Raw genomic sequence first — 22,422 nt, forward strand, 5'->3', positions numbered from 1 at the left:
TGCTAAAAAAAGCCTAAGAGAGGCATGATACTACGGAATCGTAGGAATCGTGACCATAAGGCAACAGGCATGGGACAGGGCAGATGATCAGGCGCAAGCGTCCGCCGGTCGAAACACTCACGGATGAACCGCGTGGTTTTGATTCGTACGAGCTAAAGCTCGGCGACATCATGCGTGGTGAACGTGCGACCATGGGCAAATCGCTCTTGGATGTTCAGCGCGAGCTGAAGATCCGTGCCACCTATATCGCCGCCATCGAAAATGCCGATCCGACCGCGTTCGAGACGCCCGGCTTCATCGCCGGTTATGTTCGGTCTTATGCACGATATCTAGAGTTGGACCCCGAGTGGGCCTACAAGAAATTCTGTGCCGAGGGCAATTTCGCCGTCGCGCACGGGTTGGACAAGGCCGCATCCAGCGCCCGCGTGTCCACCGAGAAAACTGCCAAGAAACCGCGCAATGCCGACCCGCTGGCCAACCCGAACGCCAGCTTCGTGCCGCGCTCTCCGGCCACCTTTGGCCATGTCGAGCCGGGGGCTATCGGCTCGGTTCTGGTGCTGGTGGCGCTGGTCTCGGCGCTGGGTTTTGGCGGCTGGTCGGTGCTTAAGGAAATTCAAAAAGTGCGCCTGACCCCGGTTGAGAATGCCCCGGGACTGCTGGCGCAGGTCGATCCGCTGAACGACATGGCAATTGTGGCAGAGGCCGCCCCCGTGGTCGAAGGCCAAGAGCAGCCCGGCGCCGATGCGCTGGCGCGGCTTTACCGTCCGCGCCCGCTGGACGTGCCGGTCATGGTGGCCCGCGACGGCCCGATCTCGACGCTTGAACCGGGTCAGCTGAGCGCGCTGGACGAGCAGCCGCAAATGGCCGCCGCCCTTCCGCCCGCGTCCGACATTCTGGATGCCCCGGTGCAGGTGGTCGATGCCGACGTGCCCGAGGTGGTTCTGTTCGCCGTGCGCCCGGCCTGGGTGCGCGTTGCCGCCGCTGACGGCACGGTGGTGTTCGAAAAGATTCTGGATGCGGGCGAGACATACGTTCTGCCCGCCACCGAAGAGCCGCCCGTGCTGCGCACCGGCAATGGCGGGGCGGTCTATTTCGCGGTCAATGGCCAAACCTACGGTCCGGCGGGTGTCGGGGGCGAGGTGGTCAAGAACGTGGTCATGGCCGCCGATGCGCTGACCGGGCAGTATCAGGTTGCCGATGTGACCGAGAATGCCGAGCTGGCGCGCGTTGTGGCGCAGCTGTCGCAGCCCGCCGGCCAATAGCGCCGTTGCGCGTGCGGCCCGGCGGGTCTATCTAACACCATAACAGCATTGACCGGGAGAGGGCGGATGTCGCTCAACCAGGTGCGCCCCTGGCGCAATATCTATCGCCGCAAATCGCGCATGATCCACGTGGGCCCGGTGCCCGTGGGGGGCGATGCGCCGATTTCGGTTCAGACCATGACCAATACGATCACGTCGGATGCCAAGGCGACGATCGAACAGGTTCTGCGCTGTGCCGAGGCGGGGGCGGATATCGTGCGGGTGTCGGTGCCCGATCAGGACAGCGCGCGCGCACTGCACGAGATCGTGCGCGAAAGCCCGGTGCCGATCGTGGCGGATATTCATTTCCACTATAAGCGCGCGATTGAATCGGCCGAGGCGGGCGCGGCCTGTCTGCGGATCAATCCGGGCAATATCGGCGACGAGACCCGCGTCAAGGAAGTGATCCGCGCGGCGCGCGATCATGGCTGCTCGATCCGGATCGGGGTGAATGCCGGGTCGCTGGAAAAGCACCTGCTGGAGAAATACGGCGAACCTTGCCCCGAGGCGATGGTCGAAAGCGGGCTTGAGCATATCAAGATCCTGGAAGACAACGATTTTCATGAATTCAAGATCAGCGTAAAGGCCAGCGACGTGTTCCTGTCGGCCGCCGCCTATCAGGCCCTGGCCGAGGCGACGGATGCGCCGATTCACCTTGGGATCACCGAGGCGGGTGGCCTGACCAGCGGCACGATCAAATCGGCGATCGGGCTGGGCAACCTGTTGTGGATGGGCATTGGTGATACGCTGCGCGTGTCGCTGTCGGCCGACCCGGTCGAAGAGGTCAAGGTCGGTTACGAGATCCTGAAATCGCTGGGCCTGCGCCATCGTGGCGTGAATATCATCAGCTGTCCGTCCTGCGCGCGGCAGGGGTTCGACGTCATCAAGACCGTCGAGGCGCTGGAAAAGCGGCTGGAACACATCAAGACCCCGATGAGCCTGTCGATCATCGGCTGTGTGGTGAACGGCCCCGGCGAGGCGCTGATGACCGATGTCGGGTTCACCGGCGGCGGGGCAGGCAGCGGCATGGTTTATCTGGCGGGCAAGCAAAGCCACAAGCTGTCGAATGACCAGATGATCGACCATATCGTCGAGCAGGTTGAAAAACGCGCCGCCCAGATCGAAGAGGGCGAGGTCAAGGCGGCCGAGTGATCAGCCGCGCCAGCGGGCCTCATTCGTCTCGATGGCCTTGATGCGCTCGGCGGTCTTTGGGTGGCTCATCAGCCAGGCGGGCACGGGGCCGTGGCCACCGGTCAGGGCCTCTAGCTTTTCGAACAGCGATTTTTGCGGCGCGGTGCCGATCCCGGCCTTGACCAGCAGGGCGCTGGCATAGGCGTCGGCCTCGTATTCATCCTTGCGCGACAGTTTAGCCGCCAAGAGCGAGGTCAGAATATTGGCGATGTAGACGCCCAATCCGGGGATCAGCCGCGACAGCACCATCCCCAGCGCGGCGCGCATGGCATTCTGGCCGGAAAAGTCGATCATCCGCCGCCGTGTATGGCCCAGGGCGACATGGCCCAGCTCATGCGCGATGACGCTGGCCAGCTCTTCGGCGCTGACCTCGCCCGCGCGATATTTGTCGTAAAACCCGCGGGTTATAAAGATGCGCCCATCCGGCGCGGCCAATCCGTTCACCGGCGCGATGTCGTAAAGATGCACCCGGATGCGCGGCAGATCAAGCGCACGGGCCAGGCGGTCGGTGGTGGCCTTGAGGCCGGCATCGGCCAGTTCGGCTGACCGCGCGTCGAGCTCGCGCGCGGTGCGCCAGACCGAGAACCGGTACATGACGAACCCGTAGGCCAGCGCCAGAAGGATTGGGGTCAGCTTGAGCATGGGGTGAATATGGGGGCTGGTCGCGCGCAAGGCCAGCGGCGTCGCGCAGATTTTAGCGCCCCAGTTCCTTCATCCCGCGCTCGATACCCTCTAGCGTCATGGGCACCATGCGGTTTTCAAAGATTTCCTGGATCATGCGGATCGACTGGGTGTAGTCCCAATAGCGTTCGGGCACCGGGTTCAGCCACATGTGGTTGGGCCATTTCTCGCGGGCGCGTTGCAGCCAGACCTGCCCGGCCTCTTCGTTCCAGTGTTCATTCGCGCCGCCGGGATAGGCGACCTCGTAGGGGCTCATGGATGCGTCGCCCACGAAGATGCATTTGTAGTCAGAGCCGTAGGTGTTCAGCACCTCCCACGTGGGGGTCTGCGCGTTCCAGCGGCGGCGGTTGTCGCGCCACACGCCCTCATAGAGGCAGTTGTGGAAATAGTAATATTCCAGGTGCTTGAACTCGGACCGGGCGGCCGAGAACAGCTCTTCGACCAGCTTGATATGCGGGTCCATGCTGCCGCCCACATCAAGGAACAACAGCACCTTGACGGCGTTGCGGCGCTCGGGGCGGGTTTTCACGTCGAGATAGCCGTGATCGGCGGTGGCCTTGATGGTTCCGTCCAGGTCCAGCTCTTCGTGGGCGCCGTCGCGGGCCCATTGCCGCACGCGTTTCAGCGCGACCTTGATGTTGCGGGTGCCCAGCTCGACGCTGTCGTCGAGGTTCTTGAATTCGCGCTTGTCCCAGACCTTGACGGCGCGGCGGTGGCGGCTTTCCTTTTGGCCGATGCGCACGCCTTCGGGGTTATAGCCATAGGCGCCGAAGGGCGAGGTGCCGGCGGTGCCGATCCACTTGTTGCCGCCCTGGTGGCGGCCTTTCTGTTCCTCAAGCCGTTTTTTCAGCGTTTCCATCAGCTTGTCGAACCCGCCCAGGGCCTCGATCTCGGCCTTTTCCTCGGGGCTGAGATGCTTTTCGGCCATCTTGGTCAGCCAGTCGGCGGGCAGCTCGACCGCCTCCAGCACATCTTCGAAGGCCACGTTTTCAAGCCCCGAAAAGGCCGTGGCAAAGGCGCGGTCGAACCGGTCGAGGTTGCGCTCGTCTTTGACCATCGCGGTGCGGGCCAGATAGTAGAACCCTTCGATGTCGTAGATGACGATGCCTTTTTTCATCCCTTCCAGAAAGGCCAGGTATTCGCGCAGGGAAACCGGCACCCCGGTGTCGCGCAATGTCTGGAAAAAGGGGATGAACATGGGATCAGGCCAGTTTCTCGATGATGATGGTGATGATCAGCCCCAGCAGCGAAAAGGCCAGAGCATAGCCGATGGCGTATTGGGCGATGTCAAAGCCCTTGCCGCCGCGGCGTTTGGCGGTCAGGCCGCCCAGAATGGCGCCCAGGGTGAATCCGGCGATCACGATCATTGTTGCTGCCTCCGTGGCGCAAGCGCCGCGATTTCATTCAACCGCGCGCGCACTTCCTTGTCCGAGCCGAAGCCATAACGCGCCCAGCCCAGACTGTCGAGCCGCACCGCCCGCGCCTCGGCCGGTCGGTTCATCGCATCCAGCGCCTCGGCCTTGACCATCAGCATCGAGGCCATAAGCGCGGCGTTCTGGGCTTGGGTCGCGGCGGGCAGGGCGCTGTTGATCAGCGAAAGGGCCTTGTCGGCATGGCCGCCCGACAGGGCAAAGGCGGCCAGGTGCAGGCTGACATGGGCGTCCTGCACGCGGGTCAGGCTAGAGGCGGTGTAGATGCTTCTCGCCTCGAGGAACGAGGCCAGCGCCAGGGCGGGATCTTGGGCCAGCATCAGGCGGCCCTGCGCGAACAGGGCAAAGCCCAGCCGCGTGTCCTGCCAGCCCGCATTGCGAGCGATCGAAACTGCGCGGGCGGCCTCGAAGCGGCGGCGGGAATTGCTGGTGTTGGGGCCATAGGCGGTTTCGATCGCGTCGATCCAGGCCCGCGGCGTGGTGTTGGGCGTCGATCCACCCCCGGCGCGCTGGCCGCGCGGGTTCAGCCGGGCCAGCACGCGGGGCAGGCGGGCGGCCGCCTGGTCGCGGGTCAGGCCGTTGGTCATTTCGGGCGCGTAATAGGCGCGCAGGATCAGCATGTCGAACCCGGTCAGCACGGTATGGAAATTGTCGTCGTTAAACACGCTGTCGGGCAGGCTGTAGAGATCGTTGAGCGGCCCCAATGCCTGGGCCAGTTCCTCGTGCAGGCAATCGCGGATTTCCTGCGGGCTGACGTCCGAGGGCAGAAAGATCGCCGCCGTGTCGCGGCGGGTCAGTGCGGCCCAGTTCACCCGATCGCCGCGGCGGTGGCGTTGATAGTCGGTCCAACTGCTGACGCCGGGCACCACGAAACAGGCGGCCTGGGGCACCAGACGTTGAATGCTGGCGTGGGGCAGGGCCTGAATGGTGATCTGGGCGGGTTCATCGCCCTGGACCTGGGTGATATTGATCCCTGCTTCGCGCCGCAGCCGGTGCAGCAGCGCCGCCAGGTCGGGGGCCAGCGTCGAGGGCGCGCCGGGCACGACGCGCACGCGGATCGGGCCTTCGAACCGGGTCATCATGTCCAGGCGGCGGCCGCTTTCCATCTCGAAGGCGAGGCTGAGAAAATCGTTGGCGATCTGCGCGTTGGGGCGTTGCGGGGCCGTGACGGCAGGCGCGGCGAACCGTTTCATCGGCGGCAGGTCCAACGCGGGCGCGGATGACTGCACCGGTGCGGTGCCGCAGGCCGCAAGGGCACCCAGGCATAGGGTCAGGGCCAGTTTTCGCAGCACACTCAACTCCGCTGATACTTGATAAAGGGCGTCACCTTGGCCACCTGATCATAAAGCCCGCGCGCTGTCTTGTTGAAATCCTGCGTCAGCCAATAGAGGCCCGGCGCACCGGCGGCGTCGGCCTCGGCATAGACGGCCTCGATCAGGGCGCGGGCCACCCCGGCGCGGCGCACGGCCGGGTCGACATAGAGATCCTGCAGATAGCAGACATTCTCGATTTTCCAGCCGTGGCGGTGAAACAGGAAATGCACCAGCCCGACCGGTTCGCCATCCAGAATCGCCAGCCGGCCCTGAAATTCGTTCGGGGCGCCGGACAGCATCCGGGCAAAGCTGCTCTCGTAAATGTGATCGGGCAGCGTGGTCTCGTAATAGGCGAGATAGCCCTGCCAGAGCCGCGCCCAGGCCTGTCGATCCGAAGAGTGCAGCGGTCGGATGATGAGATCGGGCATCTTGGCTCCTGTGGGGCTAGTGAGATTCCGATCTGACTGTTCGCAATATGGAAACAGTCAGATCGAAAAATTGCACAATTGCGACTTCCCGGCCCTAACGCTGGGCGCGCCGCGCCATGAAGGCCAGACGCTCGAACAGGTGCACGTCCTGCTCGTTTTTCAGCAATGCGCCATGCAGTTTCGGTAGGGCATTCACGCCGTCGCGCTTCAGGTCTTCGGGGTTCAGATCCTCGGCCAGCAGCAGCTTGAGCCAATCCAGCACTTCGCTGGTCGAAGGCTTTTTCTTGAGCCCCTGCGTGTCGCGGATTTCATAGAATTGCGTCAGCGCCTCGGTCAGCAGCTTGGCCTTGATGCCGGGGTGATGCACTTCGACGATCTGGCGCATCGTGTCGATGTCGGGGAAGCGGATGTAGTGAAAGAAGCAACGGCGCAGAAACGCGTCGGGCAGCTCTTTTTCGTTGTTTGACGTGATGATGACCACCGGACGGACCTTGGCGCGGACGGTTTCGCCGGTCTCGTAGACGTGGAATTCCATCTTGTCCAACTCTTGAAGCAGGTCGTTGGGGAATTCGATATCGGCCTTGTCGATCTCGTCGATCAGCAGCACGACTTTCTGGTCGGCCTCAAAGGCCTGCCACAGCTTGCCCTTGCGGATATAGTTGCGCACGTCATGCACGCGCTCGTCGCCCAGCTGGCTGTCGCGCAGGCGGCTGACGGCGTCGTATTCATAAAGGCCCTGCTGGGCGCGGGTGGTCGATTTGATGTGCCATTCGATGATCGGCAGGCCCAGGCTGGCGGCGACCTGCTTGGCCAGTTCGGTCTTGCCGGTGCCGGGCTCGCCCTTGACCAGCAGCGGGCGCTCCAGCGCGACGGCGGCGTTCACGGCGACGGTCAGATCCTCGGTGGCGACATAGGAATCGGTAGAGGTGAATTTCATTGGGTTTCCTGTCTAAAAGGCGTGTCTTGGCTGCGTGTTTAGCGCAACTCCCGGCAGACTTCAAAAAGCCATAAAGCGGCACTATATGCTAGTGACAACCCCCCAGCATTGGGGTAAGCCAACCCGCGAGGAGTGCCGGGTGACTGACGTTGCGACAACATTCGGGCCCGGCCTGCGAAAGGGAGCAGGTATGAAGGCCGAATCTTTCTTGCCAGACGATTATCGTCCCGCAGAGGACGAACCGTTCATGAACGAGCGCCAGCTCGAATATTTCCGACGCAAATTGCTAAGCCTCAAGGCCGAGTTGCTGGATGAAAGCAAATCGACCATCGAAGGTCTGCAGGATGGTGCGCGCAACATCCCCGATCTGGCCGACCGCGCCAGCGAGGAAACCGATCGCGCGCTTGAGCTGCGTATCCGTGACCGCCAGCGCAAGCTGGTGTCCAAGATCGACGGGGCGCTGCGCCGCATCGACGAAGGCGAATACGGCTATTGCCAGGAAACCGGCGAGCCGATCTCGCTGCGTCGCCTGGATGCGCGTCCGACCACGACCCTCAGCCTCGAGGCGCAGGAACGTCACGAACGCCGCGAAAAGGTGCATCGCGACGACTGATCGCGACATGCGGTTCTGAACGTTTTCGCACCGGGGCCACCGCGCCCCGGTGTCGTTTTCTGGGGGCAGGTATGCTGATCGGGCAAAAGATTTCCGTCATCGGGGCCGGGGTGTCCGGTCTGGCCGTGGCCACGCTGCTGGCGCAGCGCGGGGCGCAGGTGACCGTTCTGGAACAGGCCGAGGCCATTCGCGAGGTTGGCGCGGGGTTGCAGATTTCCCCCAACGGCGCGGCGGTTCTTCGGGCCATGGGGCAGGGGGATCAGCTAGAGACCCTTGGCCAGCGCGGCCGCATGGTCGAGCTGCGCGATGGCGCCAGCGGGCAGCGGGTGTTGCAACTGGATCTGACCCGTGGCGGGCAGGGCTATTACTTTTTCCACCGCGCCGATCTGATCGAGATGCTGGCCGAGGCCGCGCGCGAGGCGGGGGTGCGCATTCGCCTGCTGCAACAGATCTCGGATCTGCAATTCGATACTGACGGCGCGCATCTGACCACCGCGCAGGGCGCGCAGATGCAGGCCGATCTGGTGCTGGGCGCCGACGGGCTGCACTCGGTGGTGCGGGCCCAGCTGAACGGTGCGGCCCGGCCCGCCTTTACCGGCCAGGTGGCCTGGCGCGCGACCGTGCCCATGGAAAAGGCCCCCGATCCGCTGGTGCGGGTCTATATGGGGCCGGGGCGGCACCTGGTGCGTTACCCGCTGCGTGGCGGCAAGCTGATGAATATCGTCGCCGTCGAAGAGCGTGACGCCTGGGCGGTTGAAAGCTGGTCGCATACCGACAATCCCGACAACCTGCGCGCGGCTTTCGCCGGGTTCGCGCCCGAGGTGCGGCAGCTGCTGGATCAGGTGAATGACGTGTTCCTGTGGGGGCTGTTCCGCCACCCGGTCGCGCCGGTCTGGCACAATGATCACGCCGCCATTCTGGGCGATGCCGCGCATCCGACGCTGCCCTTCATGGCGCAGGGTGCGAATATGGCGCTTGAGGATGCCTGGGTTCTGGCGGCGGCGCTGGCGGGGCATGACGACCGTGCCGAGGCGCTGAGCAATTATCAGATCGCCCGGCGTGAACGCTGTATCGACATCGTCGATGCGGCCTCAAAGAACGCCCGCAACTACCACCTGACCGGATCGAAACGCACGTTGGGGCATCTGGCGCTGCGGGTGGCGGGGGCGGTTGCGCCCGATATGATGCTGAAACGGTTCGACTGGATCTATGGCTATGACGTGACCCGGCTTTATCCCTAGTCTGGCCATGCCGCCGGATTTGCCGCTAAGCTTGACCATCACAGCAGACGGAGCGCCGCACATGGCCCTGGAAGACGCCGCCAAACAGATCGACACCGCCTTTACCCGCGAGGGCTATCGCGGGCTGGCCTTTGAGAACACATTCGGGGGCGCGACCTCGTTCCTGCGCCGCAGCTATACCAAGGATCTGACCGGCGTCGATCTGGCGGTCACCGGGGTGCCGTTCGATCAGGCGGTGACCAACCGCCCCGGCACCCGCCTGGGCCCCCGTGCCATCCGCGAGGCCAGCGCGTTGCAGGCCTTTGATCCGCCCTATGGCTGGGGGTTCAACCCGGTCGACGAGTTCAACGTCGCCGATTACGGCGATCTGGCCTTTGACTATGCCGATACGCGCAAGTTTCCCGCCGCGCTGACCGCCCATATCGCCGGTATTCTGGATGCAGGCGCGGGCAGTCTGACGCTGGGCGGCGATCATTATATCTCGTTCCCGATCCTGCGGGCCTATGCGCGCAAGTTCGGGCCGCTGTCGCTCTTGCATTTCGATGCGCATTCCGACACCTGGGCCGATGATGATTTCGACCGCATCGACCACGGCACCATGTTCTACAAGGCGGTCAAAGAGGGGCTGATCGACCCGGCGCGCAGCGTGCAGGTCGGCATTCGCACCGAAAACCCCGACACGATGGGCGTCAATATCATCGACGCCCGTGAGGTGCATGAGGGCGGCACGGCGGCGGCAGTGGCGCGGATCAAGTCGATCCTGGGCGATCACCCCACTTATGTGACCTTTGACATCGACGCGCTTGACCCGGCCTATGCGCCCGGCACCGGCACGCCCGTTTGGGGCGGGCTGACCAGCGCCCAGGCCGCGCATATGCTGCGTGACCTGGCCGGCATCAACATGGTCGGCGGCGATGTGGTCGAGGTCTCTCCGCCCTTTGATACCACCGGTGCCACGGCGATTGCCGGTGCCCATGTCGCGGTGGAACTGATGTGCCTTTACTGCTGGAACAAGCGGGGTTGACCGCGCCGCACGGCTGGGCAAGACAAGCGCATGGTTCCCTTTGATAAACTTGATCAGATCACCCAACGGTTCGAATTCCTCGAGGCCCAGATGGCCCAGGGGGCGACCGGCGATTTCGCCCGCATCAGCCGCGAATATTCCGAGCTAAAGCCCGTGGCCGACCAGATCGCCGCCTATCGTCAGGCGCTGGATGATCTGGCCGAGGCGCAGCTGATGCTGAAAGACCCCGAGATGCGCGAGTTGGCCGAAGAGGAACTGCCTGCGCTCAAGGCCCGCATTCCCGAGATGGAAGAGGCGCTGCAACTGGCGCTGTTGCCCAAGGATGTCGCCGATGCGCGCCCCGCCATCATCGAGATCCGCCCCGGCACCGGCGGCGACGAGGCCGCGCTGTTCGCCGGCGATCTGCTGCGCATGTATCAGCGCTATGCCGAGGCGCGGGGCTGGCGGTTCGAGATCATCGAAGAATCGCAAAGCGAGCTGGGCGGGATCAAGGAAGTCATTGCAAACGTGCAGGGCGAGGGCGTGTTTGCCCGGCTGAAATACGAATCCGGCGTGCATCGGGTGCAGCGCGTGCCCACTACCGAAAGCGGCGGGCGCATTCATACCTCGGCCGCCACCGTGGCGGTGCTGCCCGAGGCCGAAGAGGTCGATATCGACATCCCGACGACCGACATCCGCATCGATACGATGCGCGCCTCGGGTGCGGGCGGCCAGCACGTCAACACCACCGACAGCGCTGTGCGGATCACCCACATCCCGACTGGCATCGTGGTTACCAGCAGCGAGAAATCGCAGCACCGAAACCGCGAGATCGCCATGCAGGTGCTGCGCACCCGGCTATATGATCTCGAGCGGCAAAAGCTGCATGATGAGCGCTCGGAAACCCGCAAAAGCCAGGTCGGCTCGGGCGACCGGTCGGAACGCATCCGCACCTATAATTTTCCGCAGGGCCGCATGACCGATCATCGCATCAACCTGACGCTTTATAAGCTGGATCAGGTGATGCAGGGCGATCTGGACGAGGTGATCGACGCGCTGATCTCGGACGATCAAGCCCGCAAGCTGGCCGAGATGAACGGATGACGACCGGCGCCCAGGCGCTGGCGGCGGCGGTGGTGCGGCTGCGCGCGGCGGATGTGCCCGATGCCCCACGCGATGCGCGCCGCCTGCTGGCCCATGCAATGGGGATCGCGCCGGGGCGCCTGACGCTGGCGCTGCATGATCCGATGTCCTCGCAGGCCCTGGCGGATTTCGAGGCCGCCATTGCCCGCCGCGCATCGCGCGAGCCGGTATCGCATATCACCGGCACGCGCGCCTTCTACGGGCGTGACTTCTCTGTGACATCCGACGTCTTGGACCCGCGCCCCGAAACCGAAACCCTGATCGCGCTGGCGCTGGAAGAGCCGTTTGACAGCGTTCTGGACTTGGGCACGGGCTCGGGCTGTATCCTGCTGACGCTGCTGGCCGAACGGCCAGAGGCGCGCGGGCTGGGGGCCGATCTGTCGGATGCGGCGCTTGCCGTGGCGCAGCAAAACGCCCGGCGGTTGGGTGTCGAGGCCGATTTCATCCGCTCGGACTGGTTTGCGGCGATCGACGGCCAGTTCGATCTGATCGTGTCGAACCCGCCCTATATCACCGAGGCCGAGATGGCCGATCTGTCGCCCGAGGTGCTGCACGAGCCGCGCATGGCGCTGACGCCCGGCGGTGACGGGCTGGATGCTTACCGCGCGATTGCGGCGGGGGCGGGGGCGTATTTGCGGCCCGGCGGGCGCCTGATGGTGGAAATCGGCGCGGCCCAGGGGCCAGACGTGGCGGGGCTGTTTAAGGCGGCGGGCCTTGGCGAGGTGCAGGTGCATCCTGATCTTGATGGGCGTGACCGCGTGGTCAGCGCCCGCGCGCGAACCGCAAAAACCTGAGAAAACTGCAATTTTCGGGACGCTAACACGGGAAATAGTGTGTTTTCTGCACATTTTTCGCTTGTTTGGGGGGGCGGGCAAGGTTATCTCAGAAAGGCGAGGGGCGGGACGTGCAAGTCCCCCTCGACAGCAAGCCAGAAAGATATCGGATCAAAATTGCGGCTGGAAACGCTATCCGGTCAGGGTCCGAAAAGCCAAAACAAGGCTGGAAAAAAACAAACATGAGATCATCTAAGTCACGTTCGCGGTCGAAATCGAACCGTTCGCGCTCGGTCGGCAACATCGTCAACCGCGTGTTCGACAGCTCGGGCCCCGAGGGCAAGGTGCGCGGCACTCCGCAGCAGATCATCGAGAAATACAACCAGCTGGCACGCGATGCCCAACTGGCCAATGATCGCGTTGCCGCCGAGAACTTTCAGCAGCATGCCGAACATTACACCCGCCTTCTGGGCGAGGCGCAGCGCGAGATGGACGCCCGCCGCGAACAGCAAGAGGCCCAGCAGAACCGTGACCGCCCGAACCAGGGCGATGACGGCAACCAGCGGGCCGATATGGGTGAACAGCCCAAGGGCGATGCATTGGATGTCGCCGATACCGGGTCGGATTCGGGTGACAGCGGGCTGGTCGAAACGCCCGAGCAAAAGCCCGTCGAAAAGCCCGCTCCGCGCCGTCGCGCCCGCAAGCCCAAGGCGCAAGGCGGTGACGATCAGGCCGAGAAACCGGCCGGCGAACCGCAGGCCCCGGCCGCGGAATAACGCGGCCTAGCCCTCGGCCACGGCACGGGCGAGGGCGCAGAATTCTTCGATTGATAGCTGTTCGGCGCGCTCGGTGGGGGCAATCCCTGCCGTGCGCAGGCGGTCCTCGATATCGGGGGCCACGCCTTTCAGGCTGGCGCGCAGCATCTTGCGGCGCTGGTTAAAGGCGGCGGCCACGACGCGGCTAAGCACCGCAGGATCGGCGGGGAACAGCGGTTCGGGCCGGGCCACAAGATGCACCACGGATGAATGGATCTTCGGCGGCGGGGTAAAGGCCTCGGGCGGCAGAGACATGACGATTTTCGCGTCCGAACGCCATTGCGCCAGGATCGCCAGCCGGCCATAGGCCTTGCCGCCGGGCTGGGCGGTGATGCGCTCGGCCACTTCTTTCTGGAACATCAGCGTCAGGCTTTGCCAGACGGGCGGCCATTGCGGCGGCGTCAGCCAGCGCACCAGCAGTTCCGTGCCCACGTTATAGGGCAGGTTGGCGACGATGCGGATCGGCGGCGTCAGGTGTTCCAGCGGGTTCAGCGTCAGCGCGTCGGCGTTGATGACCTCTAGCCGGCCCGGATAGGCGGCGGCGACCTCGGCCAGCGCGGGCAGGCAGCGGGCGTCTTTTTCAACGGCCAGCACCCGGCGCGCGCCTTCGGCCAGCAGGCCACGGGTCAGCCCGCCCGGGCCGGGCCCGATTTCCAGCACGTCGCATTGCGACAGATCTCCGGCCTGACGCGCGATCTTGGCGGTCAGGTTCAGGTCGAGCAGAAAGTTCTGCCCCAGCGATTTCTTGGCCGATAGCCCGTGCGTGGCGATCACCTCGCGCAGGGGGGGAAGGCCGTCGATGGCTGCCATGGTCGGTCTCCTTCAGCCGCGCGCCTGCGCCATGCGGTCGGCCATGCGCAGCGCCGAGATCAGGCTGGTGGGGTCGGCCTTGCCCTGGCCGGCGATATCGAACGCGGTGCCGTGATCGGGCGAGGTGCGGATGAAGGGCAGGCCCAGCGTCACGTTCACGCCGCCCGCGAAATCCAGCGTCTTGATCGGGATCAGCGCCTGATCGTGATACATCGCCACCGCCACGTCATAGCGCGCGCGGGCTCCGGCATGGAACATCGTGTCGGCGGGCAGGGGGCCAAAGACGTTCATGCCGTCGGCGCGCAGCCGCGCGATCAGGGGGGCGATCATGTCGATTTCCTGATGCCCCATCTTGCCGCCTTCACCCGCGTGCGGGTTCAGACCTGCGACGGCGATGCGCGGCGTGTCGATGCCGAAATCGCGGATCAGCGCGTCGCGGGTGATGCGCAGGGTGGTTTCCAGCAACTCGGGGGTCAGGGCGGCGGGCACATCGGCCAGCGGGATGTGAATCGTGGTGGGCACCACCCGCAGCGCGTCGCAAGCCAGCATCATCACCACACGATCCACCCCGGCCAATGACGCCAGGTATTCGGTGTGGCCCGGATAGGCGAACCCGGCGCCGTCTTGCAGGGCCTGCTTGCTGATCGGGTTGGTGCAGACGGCGCTGGCGCGGCCTTCCTGCACCAACTCGACGGCGCGGGCGATGCTGGAGATCACTCCGGCGGCATGGTCCGGGTTGGGTTGGCCGGGGGTCAGGCGGCCGGGCAGGTCATGGCGCAGCACCGGCAGGGCGCGGGCCGAGACATGCAGCGCGTCCTCGGGCGCGTGAATCTCCACATGCGGGGTGCCGGCGGGCAGGTGGCCGGGATCACCGATCCAGAAAAACGGCAGCCGCGCGCCCAGCGTATCCCAGGCTCGGGCGGTGATTTCGGGGCCGATGCCCGCGGGCTCGCCGCAGGTCAGCGCGATGGGCGGTCGGGTCATGGTTCGCGGATGATGGCGTCGGCGCGCAGCTCGGCCAGATAGCTGTCGGCGTAGCTGCCCATGCGCTGGCTGACCAGGCGCTGGCGCAGCGCGCCGCGGTCGAATTCCTGATCCAGCGCCGGAGTGCGGCCGCACAGCATCAACAGCTCTGTCGCGCCGTTCCGGGCAAGGATCGTGGTCTCGCCGTCATCCATGCCGGCCAGCTGCGTGGCCAGATCGCCCGGCACATCGGCAACCGACTGGGCCTCGCGCAGCAATTGCTCGGGGGGCAGTTTTTCGTCCAGCGCGATCCCGTAAAGATCGTCGCAGACATCGACCTCCAGGGCCAGATCCGCAGCGCGCTGGGTGGCGCCCTCGGGCAGCAGCAGGCGGGCGTATTCGACGGCCAGGGTCTCGGGTTCGCGCGGATCCTCCTCTTCGATCGCGCGCAGCTGGAACAGGCCGATGGCGTTGTTCAATGGGATCGGGTCGGTCACCTCGCCGGGGCCAAGCGACAGCACCTGTGCCGCGATGGCAGGCGGCAGGCGCGACAGGTCAAGCCAGTCGACACGGCCGCCACGACCGGCCGATTGCGATACCGAATACTGGCGCGCGGCGGCGGCGAATTCGACGTCGCTGTCGATGTTGCGGGCCAGCTGCTGCGACAGTTCCTGCGCCTGAGCCTTGTATTCGGGCGTGTCGGCGCGAAGGATGATTTCCGACATCAGGATGCGGGCGCTGCCGGCGCGGGTGGTCAGCGCGATGGCGCGGTCGATTTCCTGTTCGGTGATTTGGGCGCGCGGGCCAAAGCGGGTTTGCACCACCTGGCGCCAGGCCAGGCCGGCCTCGACGAAATCGCGGAAACTTTCCGTGGCGACGCCGTTCTGGGCCAGAAAGCCCGCGAACTGTTCGGCGCTCAGCCCGCCACGGGCGGCGAATTCTTCCATCCCGGCGTCAACGGCCTCGGGGGTGACTTCCAGCCCCATGGCGCGCGCGGCGTCCATGCGCAGGCGGTCTTCGACCAGCCCTTCCAGCGCCTCGGTTTCCAGGTCGCCGGGGCTGTTGAGCGCCACCATCATGCGGATGCGCTGATCGACCTCCCAGTTGGTGATGGCGCGGTCATTGACGATCAGCCGTGGCGCGTAGGGGCCACCCTGTTGGGCCAGGCCAAGCGCGGGCGCGACGGCGGCAAGGGTCAACGCGATGAGAAAGCGGGTCAGTCGGGTCATGTCACCTGTCCGTTCTGCTCGGTTCTATAGGCCGCAGGTGCGGCGATGGGTTGATCCTTTGGCACCCCCGCCCACACCGATCAGCGAAATCCTGAGACCAAAGTCGGTTGTTGGTCTCACACTAGTCGATGAGGTGAAGCGGCGCGAGAGGGAAAGATCGACGCTGACGCATTCATTGGCGTATTCCAGCCCGACCCCGGCCTCGGCGGCGCGGTCGGCGGTCAGGTCATAGCGCCAGCTGGCGCGGCCGGTCCAGCCGGGGGCGACCTCATAGCCGGCATCCATCAGCCATTCATGGCTGGCCTCGAACCTCATCTCGGTCGGGTCGGCCTCTTGCCAGATATAGCTTGACCCCAGGTCGAACGTATCGCGCGACCAGTCCAGCCGCAGCTCGTTGCGGGTAAAGGTCAGGTTGTCGTCGAACAGGGCGCGGTTGGTGATGGTGAAATCATCCGAAGTGTTCAGCGAGGCCGCCACCAGCCAGTCGCTGGTGTCGCCGCTCAGGCCCGAAGGGGCGGAAAACTGGTTCGCGTCGTCAAAGCGGATGATCCGGCCCAGCGTGGCCGAGGCCGACCAGCCCTGTGGGTCATAGCGTGTCCAGCTGAGGCCCAGGTTGGCGCGCAGCCCCTCTTCGCGGACATCGGCGCCGGGAAAGCGGCTGAGCGAGAACAGGTTGCCCTCGTCAAAGGCGGTCGAAAGGCTGTCTTCGTTGGGCAGGCTGTCGGTGTTGGATTTGCTCCAGACCAGCTGGGCCATGGGTTCCAGCACCTGCACGGCGCCGCCGGTTTCGGTGCGCGACATGGGCCAGCGCAGTTCGGCGGCCAGAAACGGGGTGCTGCGCAGCACGCCATCGGGGGTGGCCGCGTCATCCGAGACGTTGACGTAATCCAGCGCCAGCGCGCTTTGCAGGCCGAACAGCATGCCGTTGCGCAGGGTCCAGTCGCGCTGCCAGTCGGCCTCGACCGTCAGCCGCGCCAGGTCGCGCCCGATCACATCGGCGCCCGAACGGCGATTGAAGGCAAAGGCCTCGGCGCCCAGGGTTGCGATGCCGCCGATGCCACCCGGCTCGTAACGGCGCTCGATCAGGGCCTGCGCGACCGTCGAGGGAATGGTGCGGTTCGATTCGGAGGCGCGCAGCGTATGCAGGTAGGTCAGCCCGCCCTGCACATATTCGTCGCGCCGGGTGCGGCTGATGGTGATGCCGCTGCGCAGGCGGTCAGCCCCGGAATAGTCGTAATCCGACAGGTATTTCGGGTCTTCGACCCCTTGCAGCTGGAACCGCAGCTCATAGTCGCGCGGCAGGTCGAACTGGCCCTGGGCAAAGATATAGGCGCGGGTTTGGTCGGGCAGAAGGTCATCGCGCGAGACTGCGCCCTTCACCTCGATCTCGCCATTCACAAAGGCCTTGCGCAGGCGCAGCTCTAGCGTGCGGGTGAAGTCATGGGCCAGGTAGGGCGTCACGGTGATGTCGGCATGGGGGCCAAGCGTCAGGAAATACGGGATCTTGATGCCGACGCCCAGGCGGTTGGTCGCCCGGATCGAAGGGGTCAGGAACCCGCTGCTGCGTTCCAGCGTCGGGTCGGGCAGGCGTAGGCGCGGGGCGTAAAAGATCGGCAGGCCAACCACCTCGAAGCGGGCCTGGTCGAAATACAGCTGGCGCGCCTCGGTGTCATGGATCACCCGGCGGGCGCGGATTTGCCACAGCGGCACGGGCTCGCCCACGCAGATGCGGCAGGACGAGGCGACGGTTTTGTTCAGAACGGTATAGCGGCCCTCGATCCGCAGCATTTCCGAGGCGGCCAGTTGCAGGCGCGAATCCAGCACCATCCGGGCCGAGCGCAGCAAGCCGTCGCGCATGTCGGCCGACAGGCGGGCGCTGTCGGCGGTGATCACCGAGCCGGTGTCGAGAATGATGCGCATCGGGCCCTCGATCGACAGCTGGTCGCTGGGCCGGTCATAGGTCACACGGCTGGCCATCAGGCGATAGCCGTCGAACAGCACCTCGACATTGCCCTCGGCCACCAGCGTGCCGCCGGGCGCGACAAGCACGCGGTCGGCGATCAGCGTCGCCAGTCGGGGATCGTCCGCGGTTTCGGCGCGGGCCGTCGGGGTCAGGCCGATGACCAGGCCGACGAACGCGGCTATGATCCAGGAAGTCACCCGCAGGGTCATCATCCATCCTCCAGGTGCAGGAGCAGCCCGACCGCCAGCAGCATCGCGACCAGGGGCGGGGACCAGGCGGCCAGCTCGGGCGGGATCTGACCGTTTTCGCCCATGACCTGCGCAAAGTCGCGCAGGAAGAACAGCCCCAGCCCCAGCCCGAAGGCCATCAGAACCATCGGCCCGGTGCGGCCGAACCGGGTGTGGCGCATGGTAAAGACCGCCGCCAGCAGCACCATCGCCACGAACATCAGCGGCAGCGCCAGTTCCATGTGGAACCAGACCTTGTGACGCCGGGCGGAAAAGCCGGCGGCCTCGAGATCGTTGATAAAGGCCGGCAGCGCCCAGATCGGCACCGCATCGGGCGATCCGAAACTGTCGCGGATGCGTTCGCGCGTCAGGTCCGAGGGCAGCGACAGCGTGTCATGCCGGGTGGCGGTGCGTTCGGGGTTGCGCGTTTCGGGCGCCAGATCCCATTGCTTGGCATTGGTCAGCGCCCAGGCGCCATCGCCCAGCTCGGCGCGCGCGGCCTCGATGCGGCTGACGGGGCCGTCCTGGGCAGAGAAGGTGATGAAGGTGACATCGAACAGCACCGTGCCGTCCTGGTTGGCGCGCGGGGCGCGGATCACGGTCTGGCCATTGGCGCTGCTTTGGCGCAGCCACAGGCCTTCGACGGTGATCGACAACGCGCTGCTGGTGCCGCTGCGATAGGTCTCGAGGCGTTCTTCGTAGATTTTGCCGGTGGCCGCGACCAGCGGGTTGAACACCGCCACCGCCAGACCGCCCGCAAGCAGCGCGGTGGTGATCGGAGCCAGCAGCGATTGCAACGCCGAGCGCCCGGAGGCGCGCGTCACCACCAGCTCGGACGAGCGGGCCAGACGCAGATACAGCGTCAGCGTCGCCAGCATCACGATCAGCGGCAGAATGCCATAAAGCGCCTCGGGCGTGTTCAGCAGCGACAGGCCAAAGAGCTGGGTAAAGGTCACGGTGCCGATCTCGAAGCGGCGCACCTGCTCGACCACGTCCAGCATCAGCACGATCATCGCGAAGGCGGCCAGAACGGCCAGCAGGCTGACCGCGAATTTGCGCGCGAAATAGAGGTGCAGCTTCATGCCGGGGCCTCCGTCGCGGGGGGGCGGGGGCGGCGCATGGGTGGGCGGCTGGCGATCCACAGCAGCAGCATCGCCCCGCAAATGCCGATCAGCGGCGACAGATAATGCGCCCACCACATCCGTTCGTCGCTGCGCGCCAGGTCTGTACAGGCGTTGTCCAGCAGATGGCCCGCGATCAGCAGCCCGATCGCGAAGGCGATCTGCCGCCACAGGCCGAACCGGCTGAACCCGCCCAGCATCAGCGCGCTGAAGCCCAGCAACACCGAGGACAGCGCCGTAAAGGGCTGGGCGAACCGCGAATGCCCCTCGCTAAGCAGGTCGGCGCGGGTCTTGCGCGTGGCCTCGATCGTTTCGGGCGTAGCGGCCAGCAGGGCGGCGGTCGACAGCTCGTCGATCTTGGTGCGCCGGGCGTTCTTGGTGCCGATGATCCCGCCGATATCGAAAACCGCGTTCTCGAAATGGGTGACGGCCAGGCTTTGATCGGCCAGGCGCAGGGTCTGGGCCAGGCCCTCGAACATCACCAGTTTGGGCGTGCCGTCATCGCCGGGCACCAGCAGGGCCCGCTTGGCCGAATAGGTGGTGCGTCGCGCCGCATCGCGGGCGTCCGACAGGAAGATGTCGCGTAATTCGCCCAGGCTGGTGATCTCGCCGATATAAAAGGTGACGCCCTTGGTCGGGTGCAGGAACCGGCCCTCGGTCAGCAGCCGCGCCGTGACGTTTTCGGACACTTCGGCCTGGCGCTCGGTCATGCGCTCGCGGCTGATGGGCACCAGCACATGCGCCAGGATCAGCAGCAGAACGCTGATCAACAGCCCGAATAGCGCCACCGGCCGCGCCATGCGAAAGGGCGACAGCCCGCTGGCCTGCGCCACAACCAGCTCGCTTTCCGACATCAGCCGGTTCACCGCGTAAACGGTTGCCGCGAAAGCGGAAATCGGCAGTACCAGTTTGATGACATAGGGCAGCGACAACAGGGTGATTTGCAGGAAGACGCCCGCGCTTTGGCCGTCACCGATCAGCTGGTCGAACAGCCGCACGGCCCGGTTCAGCCAGTAGACGGCCACCAGCACCAGGGAAAAGAACCCAAACAAGACCATCAGCTGAGACAGCAGATAGCGATCGAAACGCGGCACGAGCACCCCCAAAGGCCCCAGGAATTGCCGGCGACACTAGACCAATTGCCGGGCGGGTAAAACTGCTATCTGGTCAAGCGGCGGGTCACAGCTTAGGTATTTGGGGAACCAACCAGGAGAGCACCATGACAACCCCGCCCGAGATCAATTTCCGTGACACCGATCTGGATGCCATCGACCGCGCCGCGGGCCGGGTGGCGGTGCTGATTGGCGCGGGGGGCAAGCTGGATGCCGCCGGGCGCCGGGTGAACAAGCTGACGCGCGGGGCGCTGCTGCGCTTTGCCGAGTCAGAGGCGTTCGAGAAGATGAAGCCGGGCGAGGTGCGCTCGCTGGCGTGGCCGTCGGGCATGGGGGCCGAGGCCATCGATCTGGTGCGCCTGGACGCGCGCGCCGATATCGAACAGGCCCGCAAGGCCGGCGCCGCGCTGGCCAAGCTGCGCAATGCCGCCGACATGCTGGTTGCGGCGGGCAATCATAAACATGCCGATCAGATCGCCTTTGGGCTGGCGCTGCGGTCCTACGGGTTCGACACCTACAAGACCGATGCCAAACCCGCCAAGGGCGCGGTCAGCGTCATGTGCGCGAAGCCCGAAGAGGTCGCCGCCGCCTCGGCCGCCCATGCCGCCGTGGCCGAAGGCGTGTTCTTTACCCGCGATCTGGTCAATGAGCCCGCCAACGTGCTGACCACCAGCGATTTCGCCGCCCGGCTGGCCGCGATGCAGGAACTTGGGCTCGAGGTCGAGATCCTCGAAGAGGACGCGCTGCAAAAGCTGGGCATGCGGATGCTGCTGTCGGTGGGGCAGGGCTCTGTCAGCCCGTCCAAGGTGGTGGTGATGCACTGGAACGGCGGCAAAAAGGGCGACGCCCCGCTGGCGCTGGTCGGCAAGGGCGTGGTGTTCGACACTGGCGGTATCAGCCTGAAACCCGCCGCCGGCATGGAAGACATGACCATGGACATGGGCGGCGCGGGCGTCGTGGCGGGCGTGATGCGCACGCTGGCCCTGCGCAAGGCCAAGGCCAATGTCGTGGGCCTGGTGGGTCTGGTCGAAAACATGCCCTCGGGCGAGGCCACGCGCCCCGGCGATGTGGTCAAATCGATGAAGGGCGACACGGTCGAGATCATCAACACCGATGCCGAAGGGCGCCTGGTGCTGGGCGATGTGCTCTGGTACGCGCAAGAGCGGTTCAAACCGGCGGGCATGATCAACCTCGCGACGCTGACCGGGGCGATCATTATCGGCTTGGGCCATGAAAACGCAGGCGTCTTTTCGAACGATGACGCGATCTGCGGCCAGTTCCTCAAGGCCGCCGAGGCCGAGCAAGAGGGCGCCTGGCGCATGCCGCTGTCGCCCGCCTATGACAAGCTGATCGAAAGCCGCATCGCCGATATCAAGAACACCGGCGGCCGCCCGGCCGGCTCGATCACCGCCGCGGCTTTCCTCAAGCGCTTTGTCAAAGATGATACCCCCTGGATTCACCTCGACATCGCCGGGGTCGCCAGCGTCAAATCCGACACCGCCTATGCGCCCAAGGGCGCCACGGGCTGGGGTGTGATGGCGCTGAATCGCATGATCCGCGACAATTTCGAGACCTGATGGGACAGGTCTATTTCTATCACCTGACCCGAAACCCGCTCGAGGTCACGCTGCCGCTGCTGCTCGAGAAATCCCTGGCGGCAGGCTGGCGCGTGGCCGTGCGCGGCACCCGCCCCGACCGGATCAAATGGCTCAACGACCGTCTCTGGCTGATCGGTGATGGCAGCTTCCTGCCCCATGGCGTCGCGGGCGGCCCCTATGACGCCGACCAGCCGATCCTGCTGACCACGGCCCACACCGCGCCCAACGCCGCGCAATGCCTGATGGCAATCGACGGCGCCGATGTCACCGCGCCTGAAATCGCCAGCCATGAACGCACTTGCATCCTGTTCGACGGCAACGACCCCGATGCCGTCGCCCATGCCCGGCAGCAATGGAAATCGCTCACCGATGCCGGCGCGGCGGCGCAATACTGGTCCGAGGAAAGCGGCCGCTGGGAGAAAAAGGCCGAAAGCGGCTGATCTTTCATCTTGGCGAAAATACCTCCGCCGGAGGCACCCGAGCGGCCCCTGGGCCGCGAGACATGACCGCGCGCGCGGCACGCGCGCACC

General features: G+C 65.3%; 22 protein-coding genes. 10 read left to right on the forward strand and 12 right to left on the reverse strand.

The features are described 5' to 3' along the window. Window positions 1-83 precede the first annotated feature (83 nt). The gene (locus tag OE856_RS01935; RefSeq protein ID WP_412174846.1) at window positions 84-1,262 is read left to right on the forward strand and encodes a helix-turn-helix domain-containing protein; all 1,179 of its coding nucleotides are present in this window, start codon (window positions 84-86) and stop codon (window positions 1,260-1,262) included. Window positions 1,263-1,328: 66 nt separating this feature from the next. Then, window positions 1,329-2,453 carry a flavodoxin-dependent (E)-4-hydroxy-3-methylbut-2-enyl-diphosphate synthase gene (ispG, locus tag OE856_RS01940; RefSeq protein ID WP_263714358.1) on the forward strand — a complete coding sequence of 375 codons (1,125 nt, stop codon included), beginning with the start codon at window positions 1,329-1,331 and terminating at the stop codon, window positions 2,451-2,453. Here the strand turns inward: ispG and OE856_RS01945 are convergent, their stop codons facing one another. From OE856_RS01945 to OE856_RS01970, 6 genes are all read right to left on the reverse strand, one after another. Beyond that, on the reverse strand, window positions 2,454-3,134 hold the full coding sequence (locus OE856_RS01945; protein WP_263714359.1) for a M48 family metallopeptidase: 681 nt from the start codon (window positions 3,132-3,134) through the stop codon (window positions 2,454-2,456). A 52-nt stretch (window positions 3,135-3,186) separates the two neighbouring features. Continuing rightward, window positions 3,187-4,371: a vWA domain-containing protein gene (locus OE856_RS01950; RefSeq protein WP_263714360.1), complete on the reverse strand. Its 1,185-nt coding sequence runs from the start codon at window positions 4,369-4,371 to the stop codon at window positions 3,187-3,189. A gap of 4 nt (window positions 4,372-4,375) precedes the next feature. Continuing rightward, window positions 4,376-4,540: an apolipoprotein acyltransferase gene (locus OE856_RS01955; RefSeq protein WP_263714361.1), complete on the reverse strand. Its 165-nt coding sequence runs from the start codon at window positions 4,538-4,540 to the stop codon at window positions 4,376-4,378. Beyond that, window positions 4,537-5,892, reverse strand: coding sequence for a DUF2927 domain-containing protein (locus tag OE856_RS01960; RefSeq protein WP_412174854.1), 1,356 nt, complete (start codon window positions 5,890-5,892; stop codon window positions 4,537-4,539). The genes OE856_RS01955 and OE856_RS01960 overlap by 4 nt, the downstream gene beginning before the upstream one ends. A 5-nt stretch (window positions 5,893-5,897) precedes the next feature. Beyond that, entirely contained in the window at window positions 5,898-6,344 is a 447-nt protein-coding gene (locus OE856_RS01965) for a GNAT family N-acetyltransferase (protein WP_263714363.1), read from the reverse strand. Between the two features lie 94 nt (window positions 6,345-6,438). Then, window positions 6,439-7,281, reverse strand: a complete 843-nt coding sequence (locus OE856_RS01970) for an AAA family ATPase (protein WP_263714364.1) — start codon at window positions 7,279-7,281, stop codon at window positions 6,439-6,441. A 190-nt stretch (window positions 7,282-7,471) separates the two neighbouring features. Between OE856_RS01970 and dksA the strand changes: the two genes are divergently transcribed. The 6 genes from dksA to OE856_RS02000 all read left to right on the forward strand — a co-directional run bounded on the left by dksA (window position 7,472) and on the right by OE856_RS02000 (window position 12,830). After that, complete coding sequence (dksA, locus tag OE856_RS01975) at window positions 7,472-7,894, forward strand: RNA polymerase-binding protein DksA (protein ID WP_263714365.1); 423 nt, start codon at window positions 7,472-7,474, stop codon at window positions 7,892-7,894. 71 nt (window positions 7,895-7,965) lie between these two features. Further along, window positions 7,966-9,135 carry an FAD-dependent monooxygenase gene (locus OE856_RS01980; protein WP_263714366.1) on the forward strand — a complete coding sequence of 390 codons (1,170 nt, stop codon included), beginning with the start codon at window positions 7,966-7,968 and terminating at the stop codon, window positions 9,133-9,135. 61 nt (window positions 9,136-9,196) lie between these two features. Continuing rightward, window positions 9,197-10,159 carry an agmatinase gene (gene speB / locus OE856_RS01985; RefSeq protein WP_263714367.1) on the forward strand — a complete coding sequence of 321 codons (963 nt, stop codon included), beginning with the start codon at window positions 9,197-9,199 and terminating at the stop codon, window positions 10,157-10,159. 30 nt (window positions 10,160-10,189) lie between these two features. Then, entirely contained in the window at window positions 10,190-11,242 is a 1,053-nt protein-coding gene (gene prfA / locus OE856_RS01990) for a peptide chain release factor 1 (protein WP_263714368.1), read from the forward strand. Continuing rightward, entirely contained in the window at window positions 11,239-12,075 is an 837-nt protein-coding gene (gene prmC / locus OE856_RS01995; protein WP_263714369.1) for a peptide chain release factor N(5)-glutamine methyltransferase, read from the forward strand. The genes prfA and prmC overlap by 4 nt, the downstream gene beginning before the upstream one ends. 221 nt (window positions 12,076-12,296) lie before the next feature. Then, window positions 12,297-12,830 carry a DUF4167 domain-containing protein gene (locus OE856_RS02000; RefSeq protein WP_263714370.1) on the forward strand — a complete coding sequence of 178 codons (534 nt, stop codon included), beginning with the start codon at window positions 12,297-12,299 and terminating at the stop codon, window positions 12,828-12,830. Window positions 12,831-12,836: 6 nt separating this feature from the next. Here the strand turns inward: OE856_RS02000 and rsmA are convergent, their stop codons facing one another. From rsmA to lptF, 6 genes are read right to left on the reverse strand one after another with little or no spacing between them, the layout of a single operon-like run. Then, the gene (gene rsmA / locus OE856_RS02005; RefSeq protein ID WP_263714371.1) at window positions 12,837-13,679 is read right to left on the reverse strand and encodes a 16S rRNA (adenine(1518)-N(6)/adenine(1519)-N(6))-dimethyltransferase RsmA; all 843 of its coding nucleotides are present in this window, start codon (window positions 13,677-13,679) and stop codon (window positions 12,837-12,839) included. Between the two features lie 12 nt (window positions 13,680-13,691). Beyond that, window positions 13,692-14,663 carry a 4-hydroxythreonine-4-phosphate dehydrogenase PdxA gene (gene pdxA, locus OE856_RS02010; RefSeq protein ID WP_263714372.1) on the reverse strand — a complete coding sequence of 324 codons (972 nt, stop codon included), beginning with the start codon at window positions 14,661-14,663 and terminating at the stop codon, window positions 13,692-13,694. Beyond that, window positions 14,660-15,871: a peptidylprolyl isomerase gene (locus tag OE856_RS02015; protein WP_263714373.1), complete on the reverse strand. Its 1,212-nt coding sequence runs from the start codon at window positions 15,869-15,871 to the stop codon at window positions 14,660-14,662. The genes pdxA and OE856_RS02015 overlap by 4 nt, the downstream gene beginning before the upstream one ends. 24 nt (window positions 15,872-15,895) lie before the next feature. Continuing rightward, complete coding sequence (locus OE856_RS02020) at window positions 15,896-18,043, reverse strand: LPS-assembly protein LptD (protein WP_263714374.1); 2,148 nt, start codon at window positions 18,041-18,043, stop codon at window positions 15,896-15,898. Beyond that, a complete protein-coding gene (gene lptG, locus OE856_RS02025) occupies window positions 18,043-19,143 on the reverse strand; it encodes an LPS export ABC transporter permease LptG (RefSeq protein WP_263714375.1) in 1,101 nt (366 codons plus the stop codon). Before lptG ends, OE856_RS02020 begins: the two co-directional genes overlap by 1 nt. After that, the gene (gene lptF, locus OE856_RS02030; RefSeq protein WP_263714376.1) at window positions 19,140-20,276 is read right to left on the reverse strand and encodes an LPS export ABC transporter permease LptF; all 1,137 of its coding nucleotides are present in this window, start codon (window positions 20,274-20,276) and stop codon (window positions 19,140-19,142) included. Before lptF ends, lptG begins: the two co-directional genes overlap by 4 nt. A gap of 125 nt (window positions 20,277-20,401) precedes the next feature. On the opposite strand from lptF, the gene OE856_RS02035 reads away from it, so the two are divergent. Both OE856_RS02035 and OE856_RS02040 read left to right on the forward strand, forming a co-directional pair. After that, window positions 20,402-21,871 carry a leucyl aminopeptidase gene (locus tag OE856_RS02035; RefSeq protein ID WP_263714377.1) on the forward strand — a complete coding sequence of 490 codons (1,470 nt, stop codon included), beginning with the start codon at window positions 20,402-20,404 and terminating at the stop codon, window positions 21,869-21,871. Beyond that, window positions 21,871-22,332: a DNA polymerase III subunit chi gene (locus OE856_RS02040; RefSeq protein ID WP_263714378.1), complete on the forward strand. Its 462-nt coding sequence runs from the start codon at window positions 21,871-21,873 to the stop codon at window positions 22,330-22,332. The genes OE856_RS02035 and OE856_RS02040 overlap by 1 nt, the downstream gene beginning before the upstream one ends. Window positions 22,333-22,422 lie beyond the last annotated feature (90 nt).

It is taken from the genome of Actibacterium sp. XHP0104 (assembly GCF_025751515.1).
In the GTDB taxonomy this organism is placed as follows: Bacteria; Pseudomonadota; Alphaproteobacteria; order Rhodobacterales; family Rhodobacteraceae; genus Actibacterium_D.